This window comes from Microlunatus capsulatus (assembly GCF_017876495.1).
In the GTDB taxonomy this organism is placed as follows: Bacteria; Actinomycetota; Actinomycetes; order Propionibacteriales; family Propionibacteriaceae; genus Microlunatus; species Microlunatus capsulatus.
On sequence record NZ_JAGIOB010000001.1, the window covers coordinates 2404284 to 2424748 of the forward strand.

The 20465-nt window shown below is 74.1% G+C and carries 17 protein-coding genes and 1 tRNA gene; 7 read left to right on the forward strand and 11 right to left on the reverse strand.

The genetic code is table 11. The features are described 5' to 3' along the window. Positions 1-82: 82 nt before the first annotated feature. From JOF54_RS11060 to JOF54_RS11075, 4 genes are read left to right on the forward strand one after another with little or no spacing between them, the layout of a single operon-like run. Positions 83-1243, forward strand: coding sequence for a glycosyltransferase (locus tag JOF54_RS11060; RefSeq protein WP_210055617.1), 1161 nt, complete (start codon positions 83-85; stop codon positions 1241-1243). Next, positions 1240-2271, forward strand: coding sequence for a glycosyltransferase (locus JOF54_RS11065; RefSeq protein ID WP_210055619.1), 1032 nt, complete (start codon positions 1240-1242; stop codon positions 2269-2271). Before JOF54_RS11060 ends, JOF54_RS11065 begins: the two co-directional genes overlap by 4 nt. Then, positions 2268-3728 (forward strand): glycoside hydrolase family 130 protein, encoded by a 1461-nt coding sequence (locus JOF54_RS11070; RefSeq protein WP_210055621.1) that lies wholly within the window; start codon positions 2268-2270, stop codon positions 3726-3728. Before JOF54_RS11065 ends, JOF54_RS11070 begins: the two co-directional genes overlap by 4 nt. A 30-nt stretch (positions 3729-3758) precedes the next feature. After that, entirely contained in the window at positions 3759-4421 is a 663-nt protein-coding gene (locus JOF54_RS11075; RefSeq protein WP_210055623.1) for a pyridoxamine 5'-phosphate oxidase family protein, read from the forward strand. 88 nt (positions 4422-4509) lie between these two features. Here JOF54_RS11075 and JOF54_RS11080 read toward each other — a convergent pair whose 3' ends face one another. Both JOF54_RS11080 and JOF54_RS11085 read right to left on the reverse strand, forming a co-directional pair. Next, a complete protein-coding gene (locus JOF54_RS11080; RefSeq protein WP_210055624.1) occupies positions 4510-5484 on the reverse strand; it encodes a TIGR03557 family F420-dependent LLM class oxidoreductase in 975 nt (324 codons plus the stop codon). A gap of 25 nt (positions 5485-5509) precedes the next feature. Next, a complete protein-coding gene (locus JOF54_RS11085) occupies positions 5510-5770 on the reverse strand; it encodes a DUF3072 domain-containing protein (protein WP_210055625.1) in 261 nt (86 codons plus the stop codon). A 129-nt stretch (positions 5771-5899) separates the two neighbouring features. Here JOF54_RS11085 and JOF54_RS11090 point away from each other — a divergent pair, with 129 nt between their 5' ends. Both JOF54_RS11090 and JOF54_RS11095 read left to right on the forward strand, forming a co-directional pair. Next, a complete protein-coding gene (locus JOF54_RS11090; RefSeq protein WP_307804062.1) occupies positions 5900-6952 on the forward strand; it encodes a DNA topoisomerase IB in 1053 nt (350 codons plus the stop codon). Positions 6953-7015: 63 nt separating this feature from the next. Continuing rightward, positions 7016-8200, forward strand: coding sequence for a serine hydrolase domain-containing protein (locus JOF54_RS11095; RefSeq protein ID WP_210055627.1), 1185 nt, complete (start codon positions 7016-7018; stop codon positions 8198-8200). 36 nt (positions 8201-8236) lie between these two features. On the opposite strand, the gene JOF54_RS11100 is transcribed toward JOF54_RS11095, so the two are convergent. The 4 genes from JOF54_RS11100 to gyrB all read right to left on the reverse strand — a co-directional run bounded on the left by JOF54_RS11100 (position 8237) and on the right by gyrB (position 14821). Next, a tRNA-Ile gene (locus JOF54_RS11100) sits at positions 8237-8313 on the reverse strand. 98 nt (positions 8314-8411) lie between these two features. Next, a complete protein-coding gene (locus tag JOF54_RS21505; RefSeq protein WP_210055628.1) occupies positions 8412-9911 on the reverse strand; it encodes a DUF3566 domain-containing protein in 1500 nt (499 codons plus the stop codon). A 44-nt stretch (positions 9912-9955) separates the two neighbouring features. Beyond that, complete coding sequence (gyrA, locus tag JOF54_RS11110; protein ID WP_210055629.1) at positions 9956-12619, reverse strand: DNA gyrase subunit A; 2664 nt, start codon at positions 12617-12619, stop codon at positions 9956-9958. A 174-nt stretch (positions 12620-12793) separates the two neighbouring features. Further along, entirely contained in the window at positions 12794-14821 is a 2028-nt protein-coding gene (gyrB, locus tag JOF54_RS11115) for a DNA topoisomerase (ATP-hydrolyzing) subunit B (RefSeq protein WP_372443516.1), read from the reverse strand. A gap of 549 nt (positions 14822-15370) precedes the next feature. Here gyrB and JOF54_RS11120 point away from each other — a divergent pair. Then, positions 15371-16048, forward strand: a complete 678-nt coding sequence (locus tag JOF54_RS11120) for a hypothetical protein (protein WP_210055630.1) — start codon at positions 15371-15373, stop codon at positions 16046-16048. A 22-nt stretch (positions 16049-16070) separates the two neighbouring features. Here the strand turns inward: JOF54_RS11120 and JOF54_RS11125 are convergent, their stop codons facing one another. Genes JOF54_RS11125 through recF form a run of 5 tightly spaced genes read right to left on the reverse strand, consistent with a single transcriptional unit; the run spans position 16071 to position 20393 of the window. Further along, positions 16071-16643, reverse strand: coding sequence for a hypothetical protein (locus tag JOF54_RS11125; protein ID WP_210055631.1), 573 nt, complete (start codon positions 16641-16643; stop codon positions 16071-16073). Next, positions 16640-17215, reverse strand: a complete 576-nt coding sequence (locus tag JOF54_RS11130) for a hypothetical protein (protein ID WP_210055632.1) — start codon at positions 17213-17215, stop codon at positions 16640-16642. Before JOF54_RS11130 ends, JOF54_RS11125 begins: the two co-directional genes overlap by 4 nt. After that, complete coding sequence (locus JOF54_RS11135) at positions 17212-18669, reverse strand: hypothetical protein (RefSeq protein WP_210055635.1); 1458 nt, start codon at positions 18667-18669, stop codon at positions 17212-17214. Before JOF54_RS11135 ends, JOF54_RS11130 begins: the two co-directional genes overlap by 4 nt. Then, the gene (locus tag JOF54_RS11140; RefSeq protein ID WP_210055637.1) at positions 18662-19261 is read right to left on the reverse strand and encodes a DciA family protein; all 600 of its coding nucleotides are present in this window, start codon (positions 19259-19261) and stop codon (positions 18662-18664) included. The genes JOF54_RS11135 and JOF54_RS11140 overlap by 8 nt, the downstream gene beginning before the upstream one ends. Further along, complete coding sequence (gene recF, locus JOF54_RS11145; RefSeq protein ID WP_210055641.1) at positions 19254-20393, reverse strand: DNA replication/repair protein RecF; 1140 nt, start codon at positions 20391-20393, stop codon at positions 19254-19256. Before recF ends, JOF54_RS11140 begins: the two co-directional genes overlap by 8 nt. Positions 20394-20465 lie beyond the last annotated feature (72 nt).

Below are 20465 nucleotides of genomic sequence, written 5' to 3' on the forward strand. Positions count from 1 at the left end.
TGCTAGCCTCCGGCCTGTCCGGCCGGCCGGACCGTCCCGAGCCCGGGGCATCCCCGGTGGTCGCGGCGCGGGAAGGATGTCCATGACCGTCTCCTACGGGGTGCTCAGCACCTACCCCCCCACCCAGTGCGGGCTGGCGACCTTCAGCCGCGCCCTGGTCTCGGCGCTGGAGTCGCCGCAGGACCTCGTCGGGGTGGTCCGGGTGGCCGACGCCGACGAGCTGGCCGGGCGCCCGCGCTCGGCCCGCACCACCGACCAGCCGGCCGACGGCAGCTGGGTCCGCGGTGACGTCCGCGGCCCGCGCCGCGCCGCCTCGGCCCTCAACCGCTTCGACGTCGCCGTGCTGCAGCACGAGTACGGCATCTTCCCCGGCCCCGACGGCGAGGACGTCCTCGATGTCGTCCGCCGCCTGCGGGTCCCCCTGGTCACCGTCCTGCACACCGTCCTCGTGACGCCGTCGCCGAACCAGCGGCGGATCCTCGAGGCCCTGGTGGCCGCGTCGAGCGCCGTCGTGACCATGACCCGCACCGCGGCCGACCGGCTGCTGGCGCACTACGCCGTCGACCCCACCAAGGTGACGGTCATCCCGCACGGCGCCGCCACCCCGCCGCCGCAGCTGCACCGCCGGCCCCGGCCGGCGGACCGGCCCCTGAAGGTCCTCACCTGGGGGCTGCTCGGCGAGGGCAAGGGCATCGAGTGGGCCGTCGACGCGATGGCGCTGCTCGGCGACCTCGACCCGCGGCCGGAGTACCACGTCGTCGGGCAGACCCACCCGAAGGTGCGGGCCGAGCACGGCGAGGTCTACCGCGAGCGTCTGGTGGCCCGCGCGGCCGCCGGCGGCAGCGGTGCGGTGCACTTCGACGACCGCTACCTGACCGCGCCCCAGCTGCACGAGATCGTCCAGGCGGCCGATGTCGTCCTGCTGCCCTACGACTCGCGCGAGCAGGTCACCTCCGGGGTGCTGATCGAGGCGGTGGCGGCCGGCAAGCCCGTCGTGTCGACCGCCTTCCCGCACGCCGTCGAGCTGCTCTCCAGCGGCGCAGGGCTGCTGGTCGAGCGCCAGGACCCGGCGGCCATCGCCGCCGCCCTGCGCCGGCTGCTCACCGAGCCCGGGCTGGAGGCCGCCATGAGCGCCGAGGCGGAGCGGATCGCCCCCGAGCTGCTGTGGCCGGCCGTCGCCGACCGCTACCGCGCGCTGGCGGCCGCCGTGCTGCCCGCGCGCTCGGTGCTGGCCACCGCGTGACCGCCGTCCCCGTCCTGGGACCGCCGGTCTCCTTCGACCACCTGCTGCGGCTCAGCGACGCCGGCGGGCTGTTCGAGCACGCCGAGCTGACCGTGCCGCGGCCCGAGCACGGCTACTGCGTCGACGACATCGCCCGCGGCCTGGTCGTGCTGGCCCGCGAGCCGGACCCCGCCGCCCCGCTGCGGACCCTCGCCGAGGGCTACCTGGCCCTGGTGGTCGACGCGCAGAGCGCCGACGGCCGCTTCCACAACCGCCGGGACCTGACCGCGCGCTGGACCGACCGGCCGTCGCTGGAGGACTGCTGGGGCCGGGCGCTCTGGGGCCTCGGCAGCGTGGCCGCCCGCTGGGACGACGAGCCCCGGGCCCGGCTGGCCCTGCGGCACTTCGAGCGCGGCGCCCGGCACCGGTCGCCGCACCTGCGGGCGGAGGTCTTCGCCGCCCTGGGGGCGGCCGAGGTGCTGGCCACCCACCCGGGTCACCGTGCCGCCCGCCGGCTGCTGGCCACGACGGCGGACCGCCTGCTGGCCGCCCCCGCCGACGACGGCTGGCCCTGGCCCGAGCCGCGGCTCCGCTACGCCAACGGCAGCGTGCCCGAGGTGCTGCTGGCCGCGGGCGACCTGCTGGCCGAGCCCCGGCTCCTCGACGCGGGCCTGCGGCTGCTGGGGTGGCTGCTGGACCTCGAGACCACCGGTGACCGGCTCTCGGTGACGCCCGTCGGCGGCTGGGCCCGCGGGGAGGTCCGGCCCGGCTACGACCAGCAGCCCATCGAGGTGGCCGCGCTGGCCGACGCCTGCGCCCGCGCCCTGGCCCTCACCGGGGACCCGCGCTGGGCTGCCGGCCTGGAGCGCTGCCGGACGTGGTTCCTCGGCGCCAACGACACGGGTGTCATGCTGCTCGACGTGATCAGCGGTGGTGGGTGCGACGGGTTGATGGAGCACGGGCGGAACGAGAACCAGGGGGCGGAGTCGACGATCGCGCTGATCTCGACCCTGCAGCGCAGCGCCGCGGTGACGGTCGCCCGGTCGTGAGCGCGGACCTCGTCGTCCGCAGCCCGCTCGTCCTGCGACCGGACCCCGGGCGTGTCATTGCCCGGCAGTTCCTGCCCGGCCAGGAGGTGCTGGCTGACGGCCGGGCCCGGGTGGACGCCGTCGTCGACCGGGTGCAGGCCATGCCCGACGCCGACGTCACGGCGACCCTGGCCGAGACCGTCGCCACCTTCGGGCACCGGCACGACGACCTCGACGCCGTCTTCGCCCGGCACTTCGCCGCGGTCGCGGACCGCGCCGGCACCGGCGTCGTCTCGGCCGAGCGGGCCGCGCTGCTGGGCGCCTACTTCACCCAGGAGTACGCGCTGGAGGCGGCCGCGCTGTTCAACCCCTCGATGGTCCCCCACCCCGACCAGGACGGCCTGGCGCCCGGCGAGCTGCGGTTCCTGATGACCGTGCGCTCGGTGGGCGAGGGCCACGTCTCCAGCATCCAGCTGCGCACCGGCGTGCTGGGCGCGACCCCGGGCGACCTGCGCGTCGACGAACCAGGCCGGCCGCGGACCCCCGAGCACCGGCCGGCGTCCCTGACCCGGGAGACGCTGCTGACCGCCGTCGCCGACCGGACCGGCACCCCCGTCGACGAGCTGGCCCGGCTGCTGCCCGCCCGGGTGGACGGCGACAACCTCGAGCAGGTGCTGGACGCCGTCCGCCGCGACTACGTCGACCGGGGGCGCGGCAACACCGTCAGCGAGCAGGTCCGCTGGGTGTTCGCCTGCGACTACGGCCTCGACGTCGACCCGGCCCGGCCGCTCGCCGACACCGTGCTGTTCCCCGTCGCGCCGGACGAGGTCCAGGGCGTCGAGGACGCCCGGATCACCCGGCTGGTGGAGGACGACGGGAGCGTCGGCTACCACGCGACCTACACCGCCTACGACGGCTCGGGGATCACCTCGCACCTGGTCAGCACCGACGACTTCCGCCGGCTGGAGGTCCGCCAGCTGCTGGGCCCGGCGTCGAGGAGCAAGGGGATGGCCCTCTTCCCGCGCCGGGTGGGCGGGGAGTACACCGCCCTCGTGCGCTGGGACCGCGAGAGCATCGGCGTCGCCCGCTCGCGCGACCTGCGCTGGTGGGACGACGCCGTCACCGTCCAGCAGCCGGTGGCCCCCTGGGAGCTCATCCAGCTGGGCAACTGCGGGCCGCCGGTGGAGACCGAGGCCGGCTGGCTGGTGCTCGACCACGGCGTCGGCCCCGTCCGCCGCTACGGGATGGGTGCACTGCTGCTGGACCGCGACGACCCGACGGTGCTCCGCGGCGTCCTGCCCGAGCCACTGCTGCTGCCGGACGAGGACGAGCGGGTGGGCTACGTCCCCAACGTCGTCTACTCCTGCGGCGCGCTCGTGCACGGCGACCGGCTGGTGGTGCCCTACGGCTGCAGCGACTCCTCGATCCGCTTCGCCTTCGTCGACCTCCCGGCCCTGCTGGACCGGCTCACCGCCTGACGCCGGCGTGCTCTCGGCCAGACTGGGCGGATGAGCGCCGACACGTACCCGCCCACCGACCGCACCACGCCGACCCGGCTGCGCGAGCGGGTGGGCTACGACCGGGCCGCCGTGCACGCCGTGCTGGACGAGGCCACCCTCTGCCACGTCGGGTTCGTCGTCGACGGCCGGCCCGTGGTGCTGCCGCAGCTGCACGTCAGGGTCGGGGACGACCTCTACCTGCACGGCTCGACCGGGGCCCGGTCGCTGCGGACCGCCGCCGACGACGGGCTCGAGGTCTGCGTCACCGTCACCCTGGTCGACGGCCTGGTGCTGGCCCGCTCCGCCTTCCACCACTCGGTCAACTACCGCTCGGTGGTGGCCCAGGGCCGGGCCGCGCTCGTGCGCGACGACGCGGAGAAGACGGCGGTGCTGGAGGCTCTGGTCGAGGCGGTGGTGCCCGGCCGCGCGGCCGGGACCCGCGGGCCGGACCGGCGCGAGCTGGCGGCCACCGCGGTCCTGCGGCTGCCGCTGCGCGAGGTCTCGCTCAAGGTGCGGACCGGGCCGCCCGGGGACGACCCGGACGACCTCGACCTGCCGCACTGGGCCGGGGTGCTGCCGCTGGCCGTCCACCGCGGGACGCCCCGGCCGGCGCCGGAGCTGGCCGACGCCCCGCTGCCCGCGCACGTGCAGGCCTGGGTGGACGCCGGCTGAGGCCCTGGAGACCCGTCGAGGCGGCCGGGCCCGGGTGGGTCCGACCGCCTCGCTCGTCCTCAATTCGGCGTCGTCAGGACGCGCGTTGTCAGGACGCGGCGGCGCGCAGCTTCTCGAGCAGCGGGCCGGCGGCCTGCTCCAGGAACTCGCTCTGGCCCTCGTCGCCCACCTGCACGAGCGCGATGTCGGTGAAGCCGGCCTCCCAGAAGGGCTTGACCGCCTCGACGACCGCGTCCAGGTCGGGCCCGCAGGGGATCTGCTCGGCGACGTCCTCGGGCCGGACGAACTGGCTGGCCCCGGCGAAGCCCGCCGGCGTCGGCAGGTCGGCGTTGACGGCCCAGCCGCCGGCGAACCAGCGGAACTGGTCGTGCGCCTTGGCCACCGCGGCCTCGCGGTCACGGCCCCAGCAGATCGGGATCTGGCCGATCTTGCGGGAGGCGCTGTTCCCCTTGGCCTGGTCCCAGGCCTGCAGCAGCTCGGCCTCGGGCTCGGTGGTGATGAGGTGGTCGGCCAGCGGGTGGAAGCGCTCGATCGACTTGGGGCCCGAGACGGCGATGCCGATCGGGACGCCGTCGTCGGGGACGTCCCAGATCCGCGCCGAGTCGACGCGGAAGTAGTCGCCCTCCCACGTCGTCAGCTCACCGGTGTGCAGCTCGCGGATGATCGTGGCCGCCTCGACAAGCATGTCCTGGCGCTGGTCGACCGGCGGCCAGCCCTCGCCCGTGACGTGCTCGTTGAGGTTCTCCCCCGAGCCGAGGCCGAGGATGAAGCGGCCGTCGGCCAGCAGCTGGAGCGTCGCCGCCTTCTGCGCCACCACCGCGGGGTGGTAGCGCTGGATCGGCGAGGTCACGTAGGTCATGAGCTCGACCCGCGAGGTGGCCTGCGCCACCGCCCCCAGCAGCGTCCAGGCGTACGGCGCGTGCCCCTGCGAGACCAGCCACGGCGAGTAGTGGTCGCTGGAGACCTCGAAGTCGAAGCCGACCTCCTCCGCCGCCGTCGCGTACCCGACCAGTGCCTTGGGGCCGCTCTGCTCCGTCATCAGCGTGTAGCCGAAGCGCGTCATCAGCTGCTCCTCCTCGTGCCCGGGTTCAGGACTGGTCGGCCTGGGCCGACTTCAGCCGGTCGATGTGCTCGGAGGCCTGCGCCTTGTTGAGGTCGGCCGGCAGCTCCTCCCCCGCCTGCTTGGCGAGGGTGTCGAGGTAGCTCTTCTGGGACGGGGTCATCGGGTCGTCGCCGCTGACCCAGTCGCTGGGGTCCTTCTCCAGGGCCGGGTTCTCGGTGTCGGCCTTGGCGCCGATGGTGCCCTCTTCCTGGGCGGCCTGGCTCGTCTCGCTCGTGAATTCGCTCATGGCCCGAAGCGTAGGCGGTGCCTCCGACACTTCTGCGGCCGGTGGCCCGCCCCGCCCCCGTGCTCGGTCGCGCACGACGATTCCGGCCGCCGGCGCATCGAACTTCGCTCCACGGGGTAAGGAAGGGATGTGCCACGCCTGAGAACTGTCTCCCCGCGCGACCCGGGCTGGACCCGCCGCCGCGCCGGGAAGGGTTTCGTCTACCTGGACCACGACGGCCAGCGCCTCAGCGAGGAGGACGCCGAGCGCTGCAAGCTGCTCGTCATACCGCCCGCCTGGCAGCAGGTGTGGATCTGCCCCGTCCCGAACGGCCACATCCAGGCGGTGGGCACCGACGACGCCGGCCGGCGGCAGTACCTGTACCACGAGGAGTGGCGGCGCAAGCGCGACCAGTCCAAGCACGACCGGGTGCTCGAGGTGGCGGCGAAGCTGCCGCTGGCCCGCCGCCGGGTGGCCAAGCACCTGCGGCTGCCGGGGATGCCCTACGAGCGGGCCCTGGGGACCGCCTTCCGGATGCTCGACCTCGGCTTCTTCCGGGTGGGCGGGGAGGCCTACGCCGAGGCGAACCAGAGCTACGGGCTGGCCACCATCCACAAGGAGCACGTCAGCCTCGAGGGGCGCTCGGTGGTCTTCGACTACATCGCCAAGTCCGGCAAGGAGCGGTTCATCAGCCTCGGCGACGAGCTGGTCCGCGCCTCCGTGCAGCTGCTGCTCGAGCGCGAGGGCGGTGGACCGGAGCTGCTGGCCTACCAGACCGAGGACGGGGAGTGGAAGGACGTCGGCTCCACCGACATCAACACCTACGTCAAGCAGGTGGTGGGCGGTGAGGTCTCGGCCAAGGACTTCCGCACCTGGCACGGCACGGTCATCGCGGCGGTGGCGCTGGCCCGGGCCAACGACAAGGCTACGACGGCGAGCGCCCGCAAGCGCGCGGTCTCGGCGGCGATGAAGGAGGTCTCGGTCTACCTCGGCAACACCCCGACGGTGGCCCGCGCCTCCTACGTCGACCCCCGCCTGGTCGACCTCTTCAACGACGGCGCGACCATCACCCCGTCCCTGGTCGGGAAGAACGCCGACCTGTCCGACGGCGCCACCCACGGCAAGGTGGAGAAGGCCGTGCTGGCCCTCCTGCAGACGCCGAAGAGCGAGATCCGCAAGCTCCGGCGGTCCGCCGCAGCCTGAGCACCCGCCACCCGACCGCGGGCCGAGGGTCCGGCCGTCCGGGGCCGGTGAGAGGTTGGGCCGGTGCAGCGAGACGGTGGGTGGTGGGTCGAGGACGGGTTCGGCGCGGTCGCGGACGCCTTCGTGGCGAACGCCGACGACCCCGGCGAGGACGCGGCCGCGGTCACGGTGTTCCACGGCGGCCGGAAGGTGGTCGACCTCTGGGGCGGCACCGACGTCGTCCGCCGTCGGCCGATGCCCCGCGACGGGCTGATGGTGGTGGCGTCCTGCAGCAAGGGCGTGACGGCGGCCGTCCTGGCCGTGCTGGTCGAGCGCGGCCTGCTGGACCCGGACGCGCCCGTCGGCCGGTACTGGCCGGAGTACGCCGTGCAAGGCAAGGAGGACACCACCGTCGCGATGGTGGCCTCGCACACCGCCGGCCTGCCCTACCCGCCGCTGGGCACCGGCCTCCGCGGGCTGGACCTGCACCGCGGCCCGGCGGTCACCGCCGCCCTGGCCGCCGCCCGGCCGCTGTGGACCCCCGGGACGGCGATGGCCTACCACCCCGTCACCTACGGCACGCTGCTGGACGAGGTCGTGCGCCGCGCGACGGGCCGCTCGATCGGCCAGCACGTGCAGGAGCTGGTGGCCCGGCCGCTCGGCGTCGACCTCTGGATGGGCCTCCCGGCCGCCGAGGTGGACCGCGTCGTCCCCGGGCGCTGGGAGGAGGCCACGGCGTCGACCGCGCCGGCGGACGCCCCGCCGCCCGCGCCCGGCAGCTACGCCGCGCTGCGCGAGCAGTTCCTGGCTGAGAACGGGCCGATCGAACCCGACCCGGAGGACCGGGACGCCGTCGCCATCCACCTCGCCGCCGAGCGCCCAGCCGTCGGCGCGGTGACCGACGCGCGCTCGCTGGCCACGATGTACGCCGCGCTGCTCGGTGAGGTCGACGGGGTGCGGCTGGTGGACGAGAGCACCCGGCGGCGCGTCACCCGGCCCCGCACCGACGACGTCGAGACGCTGGTGGAGAGCGGGACGGCGGGGCCGGACATCCGCTTCGGCCTGGGCTTCCAGCTGGCGTCGCCCAGCATGCCGGGCCTCGGCCCCGCCTCCTTCGGCCACACGGGCGCCGGCGCGCGGCTGGGCCTGGCCGACCCGGACCTGGGGGTGGGGTTCGGCTACGTCTGCAGCCGGATGCGGGTGATCGGGCCGGACGGGGATGCGCGGTGGAGCCGTCTGCTCGACGCGGTGCGACGCTGCGTGGGATGAGGGAGCGGACGACCGAGAGGCCGTCGTCCGGGGTGGTGGTGGGCCTAAGTGGACTTGAACCACTGACCTCTGCCTTATCAGGGCAGCGCTCTAACCGACTGAGCTATAGGCCCGCGGGGAACCGCGGTGCGCTCCGGGGTGACCCCCGGTGCGACTTGCAAGGTTAGCCCATGGCCGCGGACCGCCTCAAATCGGTCCGCGGCCGACGGGCTCAGTCCTCGGCGAGGGTGATCTCCAGCCCGCCCAGCATGGTAGCGGCCAGGTTGTAGAGGAACGACCCCAGCGTGGCCAGCGCGGTGAAGATGACGACGTCGACGCAGGCGATCAGCGCCGCGACGCCCATCACCCGCTGGGTGTTGACGTAGTCCTCGACGCGGAACGGCGTCGTGTCCCCCGGCGTCGAGACGACGCTGGCGACGATGTCGTTGACCGAGGCGAACAGGCCCGACGTGCTGAGCACCACCCACACCGCGTAGACGGCGACGACCAGCATGATGCCGGCCGCGATGGAGAACAGGAACGACGTCTTCATCACCGACCACGGGTCCAGCCGGCTGAGCCGCAGGCGGGCCTTGCGGGTGCGACGGGCCGGCGTGCTGACCGGTGCTGGGCCGGCGGCCAGCGTCTCGGCGGGCTTCGGCCCCCCGGGCGGGGTGGTCGTGGGCAGCAGCGCGGTGCTGGCCGCCGGGGCGACCGCGCCCGTCGTCGCCGCACCGGCGACAGCACCGGTCCGTGCCGTCGGGGCGCCGGCCGGCTGGGGCCGCTCCCCGACGCGGTACTGCTGCGGTCCCGGGTGGGTGGGAGCCGTGCCCGTGCCGACCGGGGTGGTCGTGGTGACGCCGGGAGCACCGGTCCCCGGTCGCGGGGCCGGGGCCCCGGTGGACGGGGAGGCGGGCTGGGCGGTGCGGGCCGCCGGGGCGGTGACCCCGGTGGCGGCCGCCGGGGCCGCGCCGTCGGTGTCGGTGCCCTCGTCGGCCTTGCGCTCGATGCCGAGGGCATCGGTCACCCGCTGCCACAGCGAGGGCTTCGTCGAGTTGCCGGTTCCCGCCGCCGAGGCGCCGAGCCCGGCGGCGGCGGTGGCTGCCGCGCTGGCCGGCGAGGCGGTGCTCGTCGGTCCGGTGGTCGGGTCGGTGCGGGGCTGGTCGGCGCCCGGGGCTCGCGACGCCGGTCCGGCCGGGGCCGGTCCGGTCGAGGACGCCGCGCTGGCCGGCCGGGCGGCGGGCCGCGCCGGCGCCGGCCGGGACGGACCGGCCGTCGGTCGGGTGCTGCTCCCCGTCGGGGCGGGGGTGGCGGAGCTGGTGCCGGGCCGCGACCCGGTGGCGCCGGTGGTCGCGGGACGACCGGAGCCCGACGGGGCGCCGGCGGGCGGCTGCGGGGTCTGGCGGCCGCCGAGCGGCGGCGGGGTCCACCCGGAGGCGCTGGGCTGGGGACCGGACGGGCGGGTGCCGCCCTGGCCGCCGCCGGGCGCGGAGCCCTGGCCGGCCGGTCGTGCGCCGCTCGCCGACGTGCCCGAGCCGGCGCTGCCGTTCCCGTTGGACGAGCCGGACCGCGGGGCGGCCGGGCCGTCGGACTGGCTCCGGGCGGTGCGCGTCTTGGAGGGACCGGCGCTGGCCGGTCCCCGGCTGGCCGCCGGGGGCGCCGCAGCGGGACGGGCGTCGCCGTCCGGCCCGACCGCCGGCATCTCGGCCGTGGGCCGGTCGTCCTCGGTCACCGGAGTCCGGCGCGGGGGGCCGCTCGACCCCTGGTTGCCTTCGCTCACTGCTGCTCCTCCTCGCCGTGCCTCGAGGAGCTGTCACCCTCGAGGGCGGTGTTCTCGGCGTCCGCGGCCACCGGGGCCTCGTCGACCTGCTCACCGGGCTCCGTCACCGACGCGACGGCACCCTCCACCGGGACCTCGGCCCCGTCCGCCCCGTCCGTGTCCAGCACGGCGGCCTCGGCGGTCGTCTCCGGGTTGAGCGCGATCACGACCACCGAGTCGTTGCCGCTCACCCCGACGAACTTGACCCCCATGGTGTCACGACCCTTGACGGGGACCTCCGCGACGGCGCTGCGGGTGATCTGGCCGCTGGCCTTGATGGCGATGACCTGGTCGCGCTCGGTGACCACGAGACCGCCCACCAGGGACCCCCGGTCCTCGTTCAGCCGCATGGCCTTGATGCCGAGCCCGCCGCGGCCCTGCTGCCGGTACTCCGACACCGCCGTCCGCTTGGCGAACCCGCCGTCGGTGACGGTGAAGACGTAGTGGTCGTCCTCGGTCTCGCCGGCCTTGATGACCGAGAGGCTGAGCAGCTCGTCGTCGGAGCGGAACTTCATCCCGGTGACGCCGGAGGTGGCCCGGCCCATCGGCCGCAGCTCGTCGTCGTGCGCCGGGAAGCGGATGGCCTGGCCCTTGCGCGAGATGAGCAGCACCTCGTCCTCGGTGCTGGCCAGCTGGGCGCCGATCAGCTCGTCGTCGTCGTCGCGGAAGTTCACCGCGATGATGCCGGCCTGACGGGGCGAGTCGTACTGCGACAGCGCCGTCTTCTTGACCAGGCCGCGCTTGGTGGCCAGCAGCAGGTAGGGCGCGGTCTGGTAGTCGCGCACCGCGAGCACCTGGGCGATCTCCTCGTCGGGCAGGAAGGAGAGCAGCCCGGCGACGTGGCCGCCACGGGCGTCGCGGTTGGCCTCGGGCAGCTGCCACACCTTGGCGCGGTAGACCCGGCCCTTGTTCGTGAAGAACAGGATCCAGTGGTGGTTGGTGGTGGCGAAGAGCTGGTCCACCTCGTCGTCGGTGCGCAGCGTCGCCCCGCGGACGCCCTTTCCGCCGCGCTTCTGCACGCGGTAGAGGCCCGTCGGGGTGCGCTTGGCGTAGCCGCCCCGGGTGATGGTGACGACGACGTCGGCGTCGGGGATCAGGTCCTCGTCCGACAGGTCGCCGTCGGCGGAGATGATCGTCGTGCGCCGCTCGTCGCCGTACTTGTCGACGATCTCGGCCAGCTCCTCGCTGACGATGGTCCGCTGCCGCTCGGGCCGGGCCAGGATGTCCTCGAGGTCGGCGATGATCCGCTCGTACTCGGCCAGCTGGTCGATGATCCGCTGACGCTCCAGCGCGGCCAGCCGGCGCAGCTGCATGTCGAGGATCGCGGTCGCCTGCGGGTCGTCGATCTCCAGCAGGGTCTTGAGGCCCTCGCGCGCCTCGTCGGTGCTGGGGCTGCGGCGGATGAGCGCGATGACCTCGTCGAGGGCGTCGAGCGCCTTGACCAGGCCGCGGTAGATGTGGGCGCGGGCCTGGGTGTCGGCGAGGCGGTGCCGCGTGCGCCGCTGGATCACCTCGACCTGGTGCTCGATCCAGTAGGAGATGAACTGGTCGAGGCGCAGGGTGCGGGGCACGTCGTCGACGAGCGCCAGCATGTTGCAGCCGAAGGTGTCCTGCAGCTGCGTGTGCTTGTAGAGGTTGTTGAGCACCACCCGCGGCTGGGCGTCGCGCTTGAGCACGATGACCAGCTGCTGGCCCGTCCGCGAGGAGGTGTTGTCGCGGATGTCGGAGATGCCGGACAACTTCCCGGTGTTGACGAGCTCGGCGATCTTCAGCGCGAGGTTGTCCGGGTTGACCATGTACGGCAGCTCGGTGATGACGAGGTTGGTGCGGCCCGAGCGGTCCTCGTCGATGTCGACGACGGCGCGCATGGTGACCGAGCCGCGGCCGGTCCGGTAGGCGTCCTCGATGCCCTGGCGGCCGACGATCAGCGCCCCGTTGGGGAAGTCCGGCCCGGCGACCCGCTCCATGGCGGCGGCGAGCAGCTCCTCGGCGCTGGCCTCGGGGTGCTCGAGCGCCCACTGCACGGCGGCGGCGACCTCGCGCAGGTTGTGCGTCGGGATGTTCGTGGCCATGCCGACGGCGATGCCCGTCGAGCCGTTGACCAGCAGGTTCGGGAACCGCGACGGCAGGACGACCGGCTCCTGCTCCTTGCCGTCGTAGTTCGGCTTGAAGTCGACGGTGTCCTCGGTGATGTCGCGGACCATCTCCATGGCCAGCGGCGCCATCTTGCACTCGGTGTAGCGCATGGCCGCGGCCGGGTCGTTGCCTGGCGAGCCGAAGTTGCCCTGGCCCGAGACCAGCGGGTAGCGCATCACCCACGGCTGCGCGAGCCGGACGAGGGTGTCGTAGATCGAGGAGTCTCCGTGCGGGTGGTACTGCCCCATGACGTCGCCGACGATGCGGGCGCACTTGTTCCAGCCGCGGTCAGGGCGGTACCCGCCGTCGAACATCGCGTAGAGCACCCGGCGGTGCACCGGCTTCAGTCCGTCGCGGACGTCGGGCAGCGCGCGCCCGACGATCACGCTCATGGCGTAGTCGAGGTAGGACTTCTGGATCTCCTCCTGGAGGTCCACCGGCTCCCGCCGGTCGGTCGTCCGGGCCTCGGGCGTCTGGTCACTCATGTGTTGCTCCTTCGAGAGCGGAACCGATCAGGGAGCCGACTCCTCGTGAGCGTCGGCAAGGCTGCGCCCGGGTCCTGTCTGGACGACGAGTGCGGGGCGGACACGCTCTTCGTCCGTCCCGCGCGAGGAGGAAGACAGGAGCTGGAGGGCGCAGCCGGGCGCGAACGAGAAGGCTCAGATGTCAAGGAACCTGACGTCTTTCGCGTTGCGCTGGATGAAGTTCCTCCGCTGCTCGACGTCCTCGCCCATGAGGATCGAGAACATCTCGTCCGCGCGGGCGGCGTCGTCGAGGGTGACCTGCAGCAGCACCCGGTTGTCCGGGTCCATCGTGGTCTCCCACAGCTGGTCGGGGTTCATCTCGCCGAGGCCCTTGTAGCGCTGGATGGCGTTGTCGCGCGGCAGCCGCTTGCCCTCCTCGCCGCCGACCCGGAGCAGGGCGTCCCGCTCGGCGTCGGTGTAGGCCAGCTCGTGCGCGGAGTTGCTCCAGTTGATCTTGAACAGCGGCGGCTGGGCCAGGTAGACGTGGCCGGCCTCGATGAGCGGGCGCATGAAGCGGAACATCAGCGTCAGCAGCAGGGTCCGGATGTGGGCACCGTCCACGTCGGCATCGGCCATCATGACGATCTTGTGGTAGCGCAGCTTCTCGACGTCGAAGTCGTCGTGGACGCCGGTGCCCAGGGCGGAGATGATCGCCTGGACCTCGTTGTTCTGCATGATCCGGTCGATCCGCGCCTTCTCGACGTTGAGGATCTTGCCGCGGATCGGCAGGATCGCCTGGATCCGCGGGTCCCGGCCGCCCTTGGCCGAGCCGCCGGCCGAGTCGCCCTCGACGATGAAGACCTCGCACTCCTCCGGGTTCGTCGACTGGCAGTCGCTGAGCTTGCCCGGCAGGCCGCTGCGGCCCAGCAGGCCCTTGCGGTCGCGGGCGGCGTCGCGCGCCTTGCGCGCCGCGACGCGGGCGATCGCGGCCGCCTGGCCCTTGCGGATGATCTGGCGGCCCTCGGCGGGGTTCTGCTCGAACCAGGCGCCGAGCTTGTCGTTGACGACCTGCTGGGTGAACGAGCGGGCCTCGGTGTTGCCGAGCTTGGTCTTGGTCTGGCCCTCGAACTGCGGTTCGGCGAGCTTGATGGAGATGATCGCCGTCAGGCCCTCCCGGATGTCCTCACCGGACAGCCGGTCCTCCTTCTTCTTCACCAGCCCCCACGTCTCGGCCCACTTGTTGGCCGTCAGCGTGAGCGCCGCCCGGAAGCCCTCCTCGTGCGTGCCGCCCTCGTGGGTGTTGATGGCGTTCGCGAAGGTGTGCACCGACTCGTTGTAGGAGGTGTTCCACTGCATGGCGAGCTCGAGGCTCAGCCCCGCCTCGGGCCGCTCGGCCTCCACGTCGATGACCGAGCCGTGGATGACCTCCTTGGTGCCGATGAGGTACTTCACGTAGTCGACGAGGCCGTCGGCGTAGCAGAACGTGTCGGTGTTCTGCTTCCCGTCCTCGTCCACACGGTCGGGCCGCTCGTCGGTGATGGAGATGGTGAGGCCCTTGTTGAGGAAGGCCATCTCGCGGAAGCGCGTCGCCAGGGTCTCGTAGGTGTAGACCGTGGTCTCGAAGATCTCGTCGCTGGCGTAGAACGTGACGGTGGTACCGGTCTCGTCGGTCGCCTCGTGCTGCTCGAGCGGCCCGTCGGGCACGCCGAGGGAGAAGGACTGCGACCAGCGGTACCCGTCGCGGCGGACCTCGACGGTCAGGTGCGTGGAGAGGGCGTTGACCACCGAGACGCCGACGCCGTGCAGGCCGCCGGACACCTTGTAGCCGCCGTCGCCGAACTTGCCGCCGGCGTGCAGGACGGTCAGCGCGACGGTGACCGCCGGGATGCCCTCCTTGGGGTGGATCTTCACCGGGATGCCGCGGCCGTTGTCGGTGACCTTGATGCCGCCGTCGGGCAGGATCCGGACGTCGATGGTGTCGCAGTACCCGGCCATCGCCTCGTCGACGGAGTTGTCGACGACCTCCTGCACCAGGTGGTGCAGGCCGCGCTCCCCCGTGGAGCCGATGTACATGCCGGGCCGCTTGCGGACGGCCTCGAGGCCCTCGAGGACGGTGATCGACTCGGAGTCGTAGGCGCCGGGGTTGTTGGTGCCCACGTTCCGCGGCGCCTCGACCGTGCGGTCGGCCGGCAGCTCGTCGGAGGACTCGGGGCCGATGGTCACGCCGTCGACCTCGGTGGTCTCGACGTCATCGGAGCGCAGGTAGCTCTCCAGAGCCTCCGCGGCGGCGGGGTCGGTGGCCTCGGGCGGGGTGGCGTCGAGGGGGGTCGAGGGGGTCTGGTCGGGCGTCTCGTCCGGCACCGGCACGGGCTCCTGTCGCACAGGCGCCGCCCTGGCCGACCCGACACGGTGGGCCGGGCGGGACGTCGAGCGGGCGGCGCGTTCAGACGGTCGTGGCCGGACCGGCGGTCCGACCTCCTCCGGAGCACGCGCCCGCCCGCGGTCCAGGACCGGGGGCAGGCCGGTGCTGGACCGGATGCTCCTATTCTAGCGCGCGCGAGCCGGAACGGCGATCCCGGCGGGGTGTCTGTGGACGACCGGATCCTGCTGGCTGGGCCTGGCTGGGCATCTGGGCGAATCCGGAGACCGTCGGAGACTCCCGATACGCACCCCCGACCCGCTGAGGGCTTCTGAGGGCTCCTGCCGTCGCCCTCCCCGGCCGCCCTCCTCGACGTCCGGGGACCCGGCCCGAGCCGCCCCTACACTGACGCCGTGCCTGCCGAGACCGCCGTCAGCCGGGTCTGGCTGGACGAGGGCCAGGTCGACCCGTCGTGGTCGGCGCCGACCTCGCCGCCGCGCCGGCACCGCCTGCCCCCGGGGGCGGCGTGGGGGCTGGTCGCCGTCGGGCTGGTCGGGCTCGTGGTCCTGGTCTGGGTCCTCGGCGGCTTCGAGCGCCGCACCGACCTGCTCCGGCCCACGCCGGTGGGCACCCTGGTCAGCACCGGCCCCTACGAGCTGCGCTTCACCGGCGCGACCGCCCAGCAGCAGACCGCGTACGACGACACGGTCACCTGGCGGGTCACCGCCGTCGGCGAGGGCCGGACCACCGGGGACGAGACGATCGCCCCCGACTACATCGGCGACGACGGCATGTTCGTGGCCAAGGACCTGGACAGCGGCGAGGTGCGGACGCCGGAGGGCCAGACCTTCCGGCCCGGCGGCTTCGTCAGCTCCTCGGCCTTCACGCCGGGGCTGCCCCTGCAGCCGTTCCGCGTGCAGTTCGACTTCCCGCAGACCTACAGGCCGGGCGCGACGATCACCTTCGTCGTCTTCGACCTCGAGTTCCGCGACAGCTCACTGCTGGGGGACCAGGAGCCGCAGTGGCGCAACGCCGACGAGGCGAGCCGGTTCGAGCTCCCCGTCGAGGTGCTCCCGCCGGCCACCAGCTGAGCGGTCGGCCACCGGTCCCGGCTCAGGCGGGCGGCCGCAGGACGGGCGTGCGGGCGGCGGTGGCGCCGTCCGGCAGCGCCACCCCGACGACCTGGTCGGCGAAGGCGGTGGGCACGAGGTAGATCACCTCGAAGGCGTAGGTGCGGCCCACCTCGCGGTCCTCGCTGCCGCAGCGCGGCGTGTCCCGGGACGGCAGGTCCAGCCCGAGGTCGCCCGGCTCCCACACCCGGCCGCCGGGACCCAGCAGCGCGGTGGTGCAGAAGGCGAACTCGACCGCCGCCGTCGGGGTCCGCTCCAGCTCGGCGACCACGAAGGTGCTGCCGGCGTCGGCGAAGCCGGGGTCGCCCGACGACGCCGTCAGCCGGTCGGTCCGGACCAGGCTGAGCAGCCGCCACTCGGCGTCCAGCGCCGTGGCCGGGGCGCCGGGCGGCAGGGCGCGGTAGCGGTCGTCCCCGGTGTGCGCGAGGGAGTACACCGACCAGCCGGTGAGGTAGACCAGCACCACGAGGCCGACGACGGCGGTCAGCAGCCAGGCGCGCCGGCGCTCGGCCGGCCGCTGGGGCGGCGACGGAGCCGGGTCGAGGACGGCGGTCACCGGAGCGCCTCGGTCCGCGAGGTGGTCTCGACCTCGACGCTGCGCCCGGCGGCCGCGTCCCGCCAGGCCGCCGCGTTCGCCGGCGTGATGCCGAGGTGGATCCGGACCCGCTGCTGGAAGCCGCTGATGATCTCCAGCCGGCGCAGCTCCAGCGTCAGGTCGTCGACGGCGAGCGGGTCGACCTCGAAGACGTAGTCGCTGCGCTCGGCGAACCCGGGCGCGGCCCGCGAGCTCTCGGTGCTGAACTCGTCGTACACGCGCTCGCCGCGGGTGAGCAGCCGGCTGTCGGAGTAGAGGATGTCGTGGCTGCCGGTCGCCCGCACGGTCACGGCGAGCACGACGAAGACCCCGGGCGTGGTGTCCATCACCTCACCGGAGCGGGTCAGCCGGGTGCCGACCCGCACGTCCTCGACGAGCACCTCGCCGTCCTCCACCGCCACGGGAGCGCCGACGACGCCGCGCACCTCCTCGAACTCCGGCCCGGCCTCGCTCACCTGGACGGCGGTGGCCGCCAGCGCGACGCAGGCGACGGCCGCGACGACGGCGACGAGCCGGGAGCGACGGACCCTCACCGCTCGGCCCCGGCGGTGACGGTCGTGCCGGCGGTGACGGTCGTGCCGGCGGGACCCGGGGCCGGCGGCCCGACGACGGCGCCGGCCGTCGAGCGCTGCTGGAACAGCTCGAGGCAGCGGCGGAAGGCGACGGCGAGCAGGCACAGCCGCAACGGCTCGAAGGGCAGCTCGGTGGCCAGCCCGATCCAGGGGCCCCAGACCGTCCAGAAGTCGACCGTGTGACCGCCGAGCAGGGCGTCGAGCGCCGTCGAGAAGTAGTTCCCGACAGCCTCGAGGACGGCGTAGACCAGCACGAAGGAGCCGAGGAAGACCAGTCCCGCGCGCAGCACCAGGCGCAGGGAGTGGAAGGTCGGCAGGTACTTGTCGTCGACGTCGCCGAGGAAGGCCTCCTTGGCCTCGCGGGCCACCCGCTGGACCCCGCGCGGCGGCGGGCCGATCCGGCGCAGCGCCTGCTTGTCGCGGTACTTCGCGAAGGTGCCGGCCCCGGGGATCCGCTCGGCGTAGGTCTGGCCCTTGCGCCACAGCTCGGCCAGCGACAGCACTTGGGAGCCGTAGATCAGCGCGGCGACGGCCAGCCAGATGACCGGCTGCGAGACGACGTCCCAGGCGACGGGCCAGACGTCCTCGCGCAGCACCCGCCCCAGCGCGTCGAGGACCGCCGGGAGGTCGATGGCGAAGCGCGCGAGGAAGGCGGCGACGGCGTCGCGGACGGCGGCCCCCCAGCCCCAGAACGCGCGGCCGGTCAGCCAGATCATCGCCAGCTGGAACAGCCGGATGCCGCCCAGGATGACGAGCAGCATGAAGAAGGACTCGACGAGCGCGACGAGCAGGCCGAGGACCTGCTTCCCCGTGCGCTCGTGCAGGGCGTCGACGACCCGGCGCAGCACGTAGATCCCGACCACGAGCGCGAGCAGGCGGAACGGGTGCTCGCGGCTGGCGGCGTTCAGCACGCCGAGCACGCTGTCCTCGGCCCCGAAGCCGCTGCGGATGCCTTGCTCGACGGTGAGGTCGCCCGCCGCCTCGGTCACCTGGCCGAAGGCGGCGTAGAGGCCGAGGAAGGGCAGCAGGGTGACCGCCAGCAGCTGGCCGACGCTCTCGTCGCGGCCGTCGACGGCCGCCTCGTCCTCGGGGATCAGCGCCCGGATGCCCAGCTCGCGCCCCACCACCCGCAGGATCAGCACCAGCGCGGTCAGCAGGCTGACGAAGTTGAAGGAGAACAGCACCAGGGCCAGCCAGGCGCTGACGTCGCCCGCCGCGACGGCGAGCCGCAGCGCGACCTGGGAGCCCAGCCAGCCCAACAGGTAGAGCCCCAGCACCTGGGGCAGCAGCCGCCACCAGACCCGCCCGGTGTCGACGACGAGGATGCGCACGTCGGTGAGCAGCTCGGCCAGCTCGGCGCGGCCGACGCCCGCCGCGCCCCGCGGCGCGGGGGGTGCGACGGCCGGCTCAGCCATAGGTGTCCCGGGGGCCGCGGCCGTCGCGGACGGACAGCCGGCCCTTCTTCCAGGTCGGCCCGTCGGGGCCCCGCACGTCCACGCGCGTCACCGTACCGTCGCCCAGGGCCTGGTTCAGCAGCGCGACGAGCTGCGGCGCGAGCAGCCGCAGCTGCGTCGCCCAGGCCGTCGAGTCGGTGCGCACGGTGAGCACCGTGTCGGCGAAGGCCTCCGGCCGGGAGTGCGCCGCGTTGGCCGGCCCGACGAGGGTGGACCAGCGGGCCAGCAGGCCGCGGACGTCGACCTCGGTGGCCCAGCCCTTGCTGTCGACCAGCCGCTCCACCGCCGCGCCGAGGCGCTGGGGGTCGCGGTCGTCGGGGTGCGCACCGCTGACCTGCGGGCCGGGGCCGACGACGCGGGGCGGCCGCGGCCGGGTGCTGCGGCGGGGGCGGCTCCGCGCCGTCGCGCCGAGGGACTGGGCGATCGAGCGGGCCAGGGCCAGCCCGGTCGGGTCGTGCGGCTCGGCCGGCGCGGGGCGCTCGACGGCCGAGGTGCCCTCAGCGGTCTCGCCGTCGGTGCTCGTCCCGTCGGCGGACTCGTCGGGGTCAGGCATCGAGGGTCACCTCCCCGGCGCGGACGGCGTAGCGGCGGCCCTGCAGCACGGCGGGGACGTCGGCGGCGACGGCCGCGGTGATGAGCACCTGCTCGGCCGCGCTGACCCCACCGGCCAGCCGCTCGCGGCGGGTGACGTCGAGCTCGGCGAAGACGTCGTCGAGCACGAGCACCGGCTCGATGCCGTCGGAGCGCAGCAGGTGGAAGCTGCCCAGCCGCAGCGCGAGCGCGAACGACCAGGACTCGCCGTGGCTGGCGTAGCCCTTGGCGGGCAGCACGCCGAGGCTGAGGACGACGTCGTCGCGGTGCGGGCCGACCAGCGAGATCCCCCGCTGGACCTCCTCGTGCCTCCGGGCGGTCATCGCGTCGCGCAGCGCCTCCGCCAGCTCGTCGCGGCTCAGCCGGCCCTCGAGGTCGACCGAGGACTTGTACTCCGCGGCCGCCTCGTTGTTGGTGGGGGCGATGTCGGCGTAGGCCTTCGCCATGTGCGGGCCGAGGTCGGCGAGCGTGCTGAGCCGGGCGGCCAGCAGCTCACCGCCGGCCGCGGCCAGGTGGGTGTCCCAGACCTCGAGGGTCGACGCGGCCTCGGCCGACGGCGGACCGCCGCGGCTGCGCCCGCTGAGGGACTTGAGCAGGGTGTTGCGCTGCCGCAGCACCCGGTCGTAGTCGGCCCGGACGCCGGCCATCCGCGGCCAGCGGGTGACCAGCAGGTCGTCGAGGAACCGGCGACGCTCCCCCGGGTCGCCCTTGATGACGGCGAGGTCCTCGGGGGAGAAGACGACGGTGCGCAGGACCCCGACCAGCTCGCGCGGACGGCGCAGCGGCGAGCGGTTCAGCTGGGCCCGGTTGGCCTTGCCCGGGGTGATCTCGACCTCGAGCTGGAGCTGGCGCGGGTCGTCGACGCCGGCCTGCACCCGGGCCCGGACGACCGCCCGCTCGGCGCCGAAGCGGACGAGCGGTTGGTCGGTGGAGACCCGGTGCGAGCTCAGCGTGGACAGGTACTCGATGGCCTCGACGAGGTTGGTCTTGCCCTGGCCGTTGGCCCCGACGAAGGTCGTGACCCCCGCGCCGAGCGGCACGTCGACGCCGGTGTAGGAGCGGAAGTCGGCCAGCTGGAGATGGTCGACAAACACGGTGCTATCTGCCCTCGCTTCGCTCGGGCGCGGACCGCGCTCCGGCCCGCCGGCTTCGTCGTCGCCCGTGGA

Coding starts and splice junctions, on each gene's coding strand:
- JOF54_RS11085 (WP_210055625.1), bottom strand. CDS start 5,770: ATGAGCGAATTCACGAGCGAGACGAGCCAGGCCGCCCAGGAAGAGGGC.
- JOF54_RS11080 (WP_210055624.1), bottom strand. CDS start 5,484: ATGACGCGCTTCGGCTACACGCTGATGACGGAGCAGAGCGGCCCCAAG.
- JOF54_RS11060 (WP_210055617.1), top strand. CDS start 83: ATGACCGTCTCCTACGGGGTGCTCAGCACCTACCCCCCCACCCAGTGC.
- JOF54_RS11075 (WP_210055623.1), top strand. CDS start 3,759: ATGAGCGCCGACACGTACCCGCCCACCGACCGCACCACGCCGACCCGG.
- gyrA (WP_210055629.1), bottom strand. CDS start 12,619: ATGAGTGACCAGACGCCCGAGGCCCGGACGACCGACCGGCGGGAGCCG.
- JOF54_RS11135 (WP_210055635.1), bottom strand. CDS start 18,669: ATGGCTGAGCCGGCCGTCGCACCCCCCGCGCCGCGGGGCGCGGCGGGC.
- JOF54_RS11140 (WP_210055637.1), bottom strand. CDS start 19,261: ATGCCTGACCCCGACGAGTCCGCCGACGGGACGAGCACCGACGGCGAG.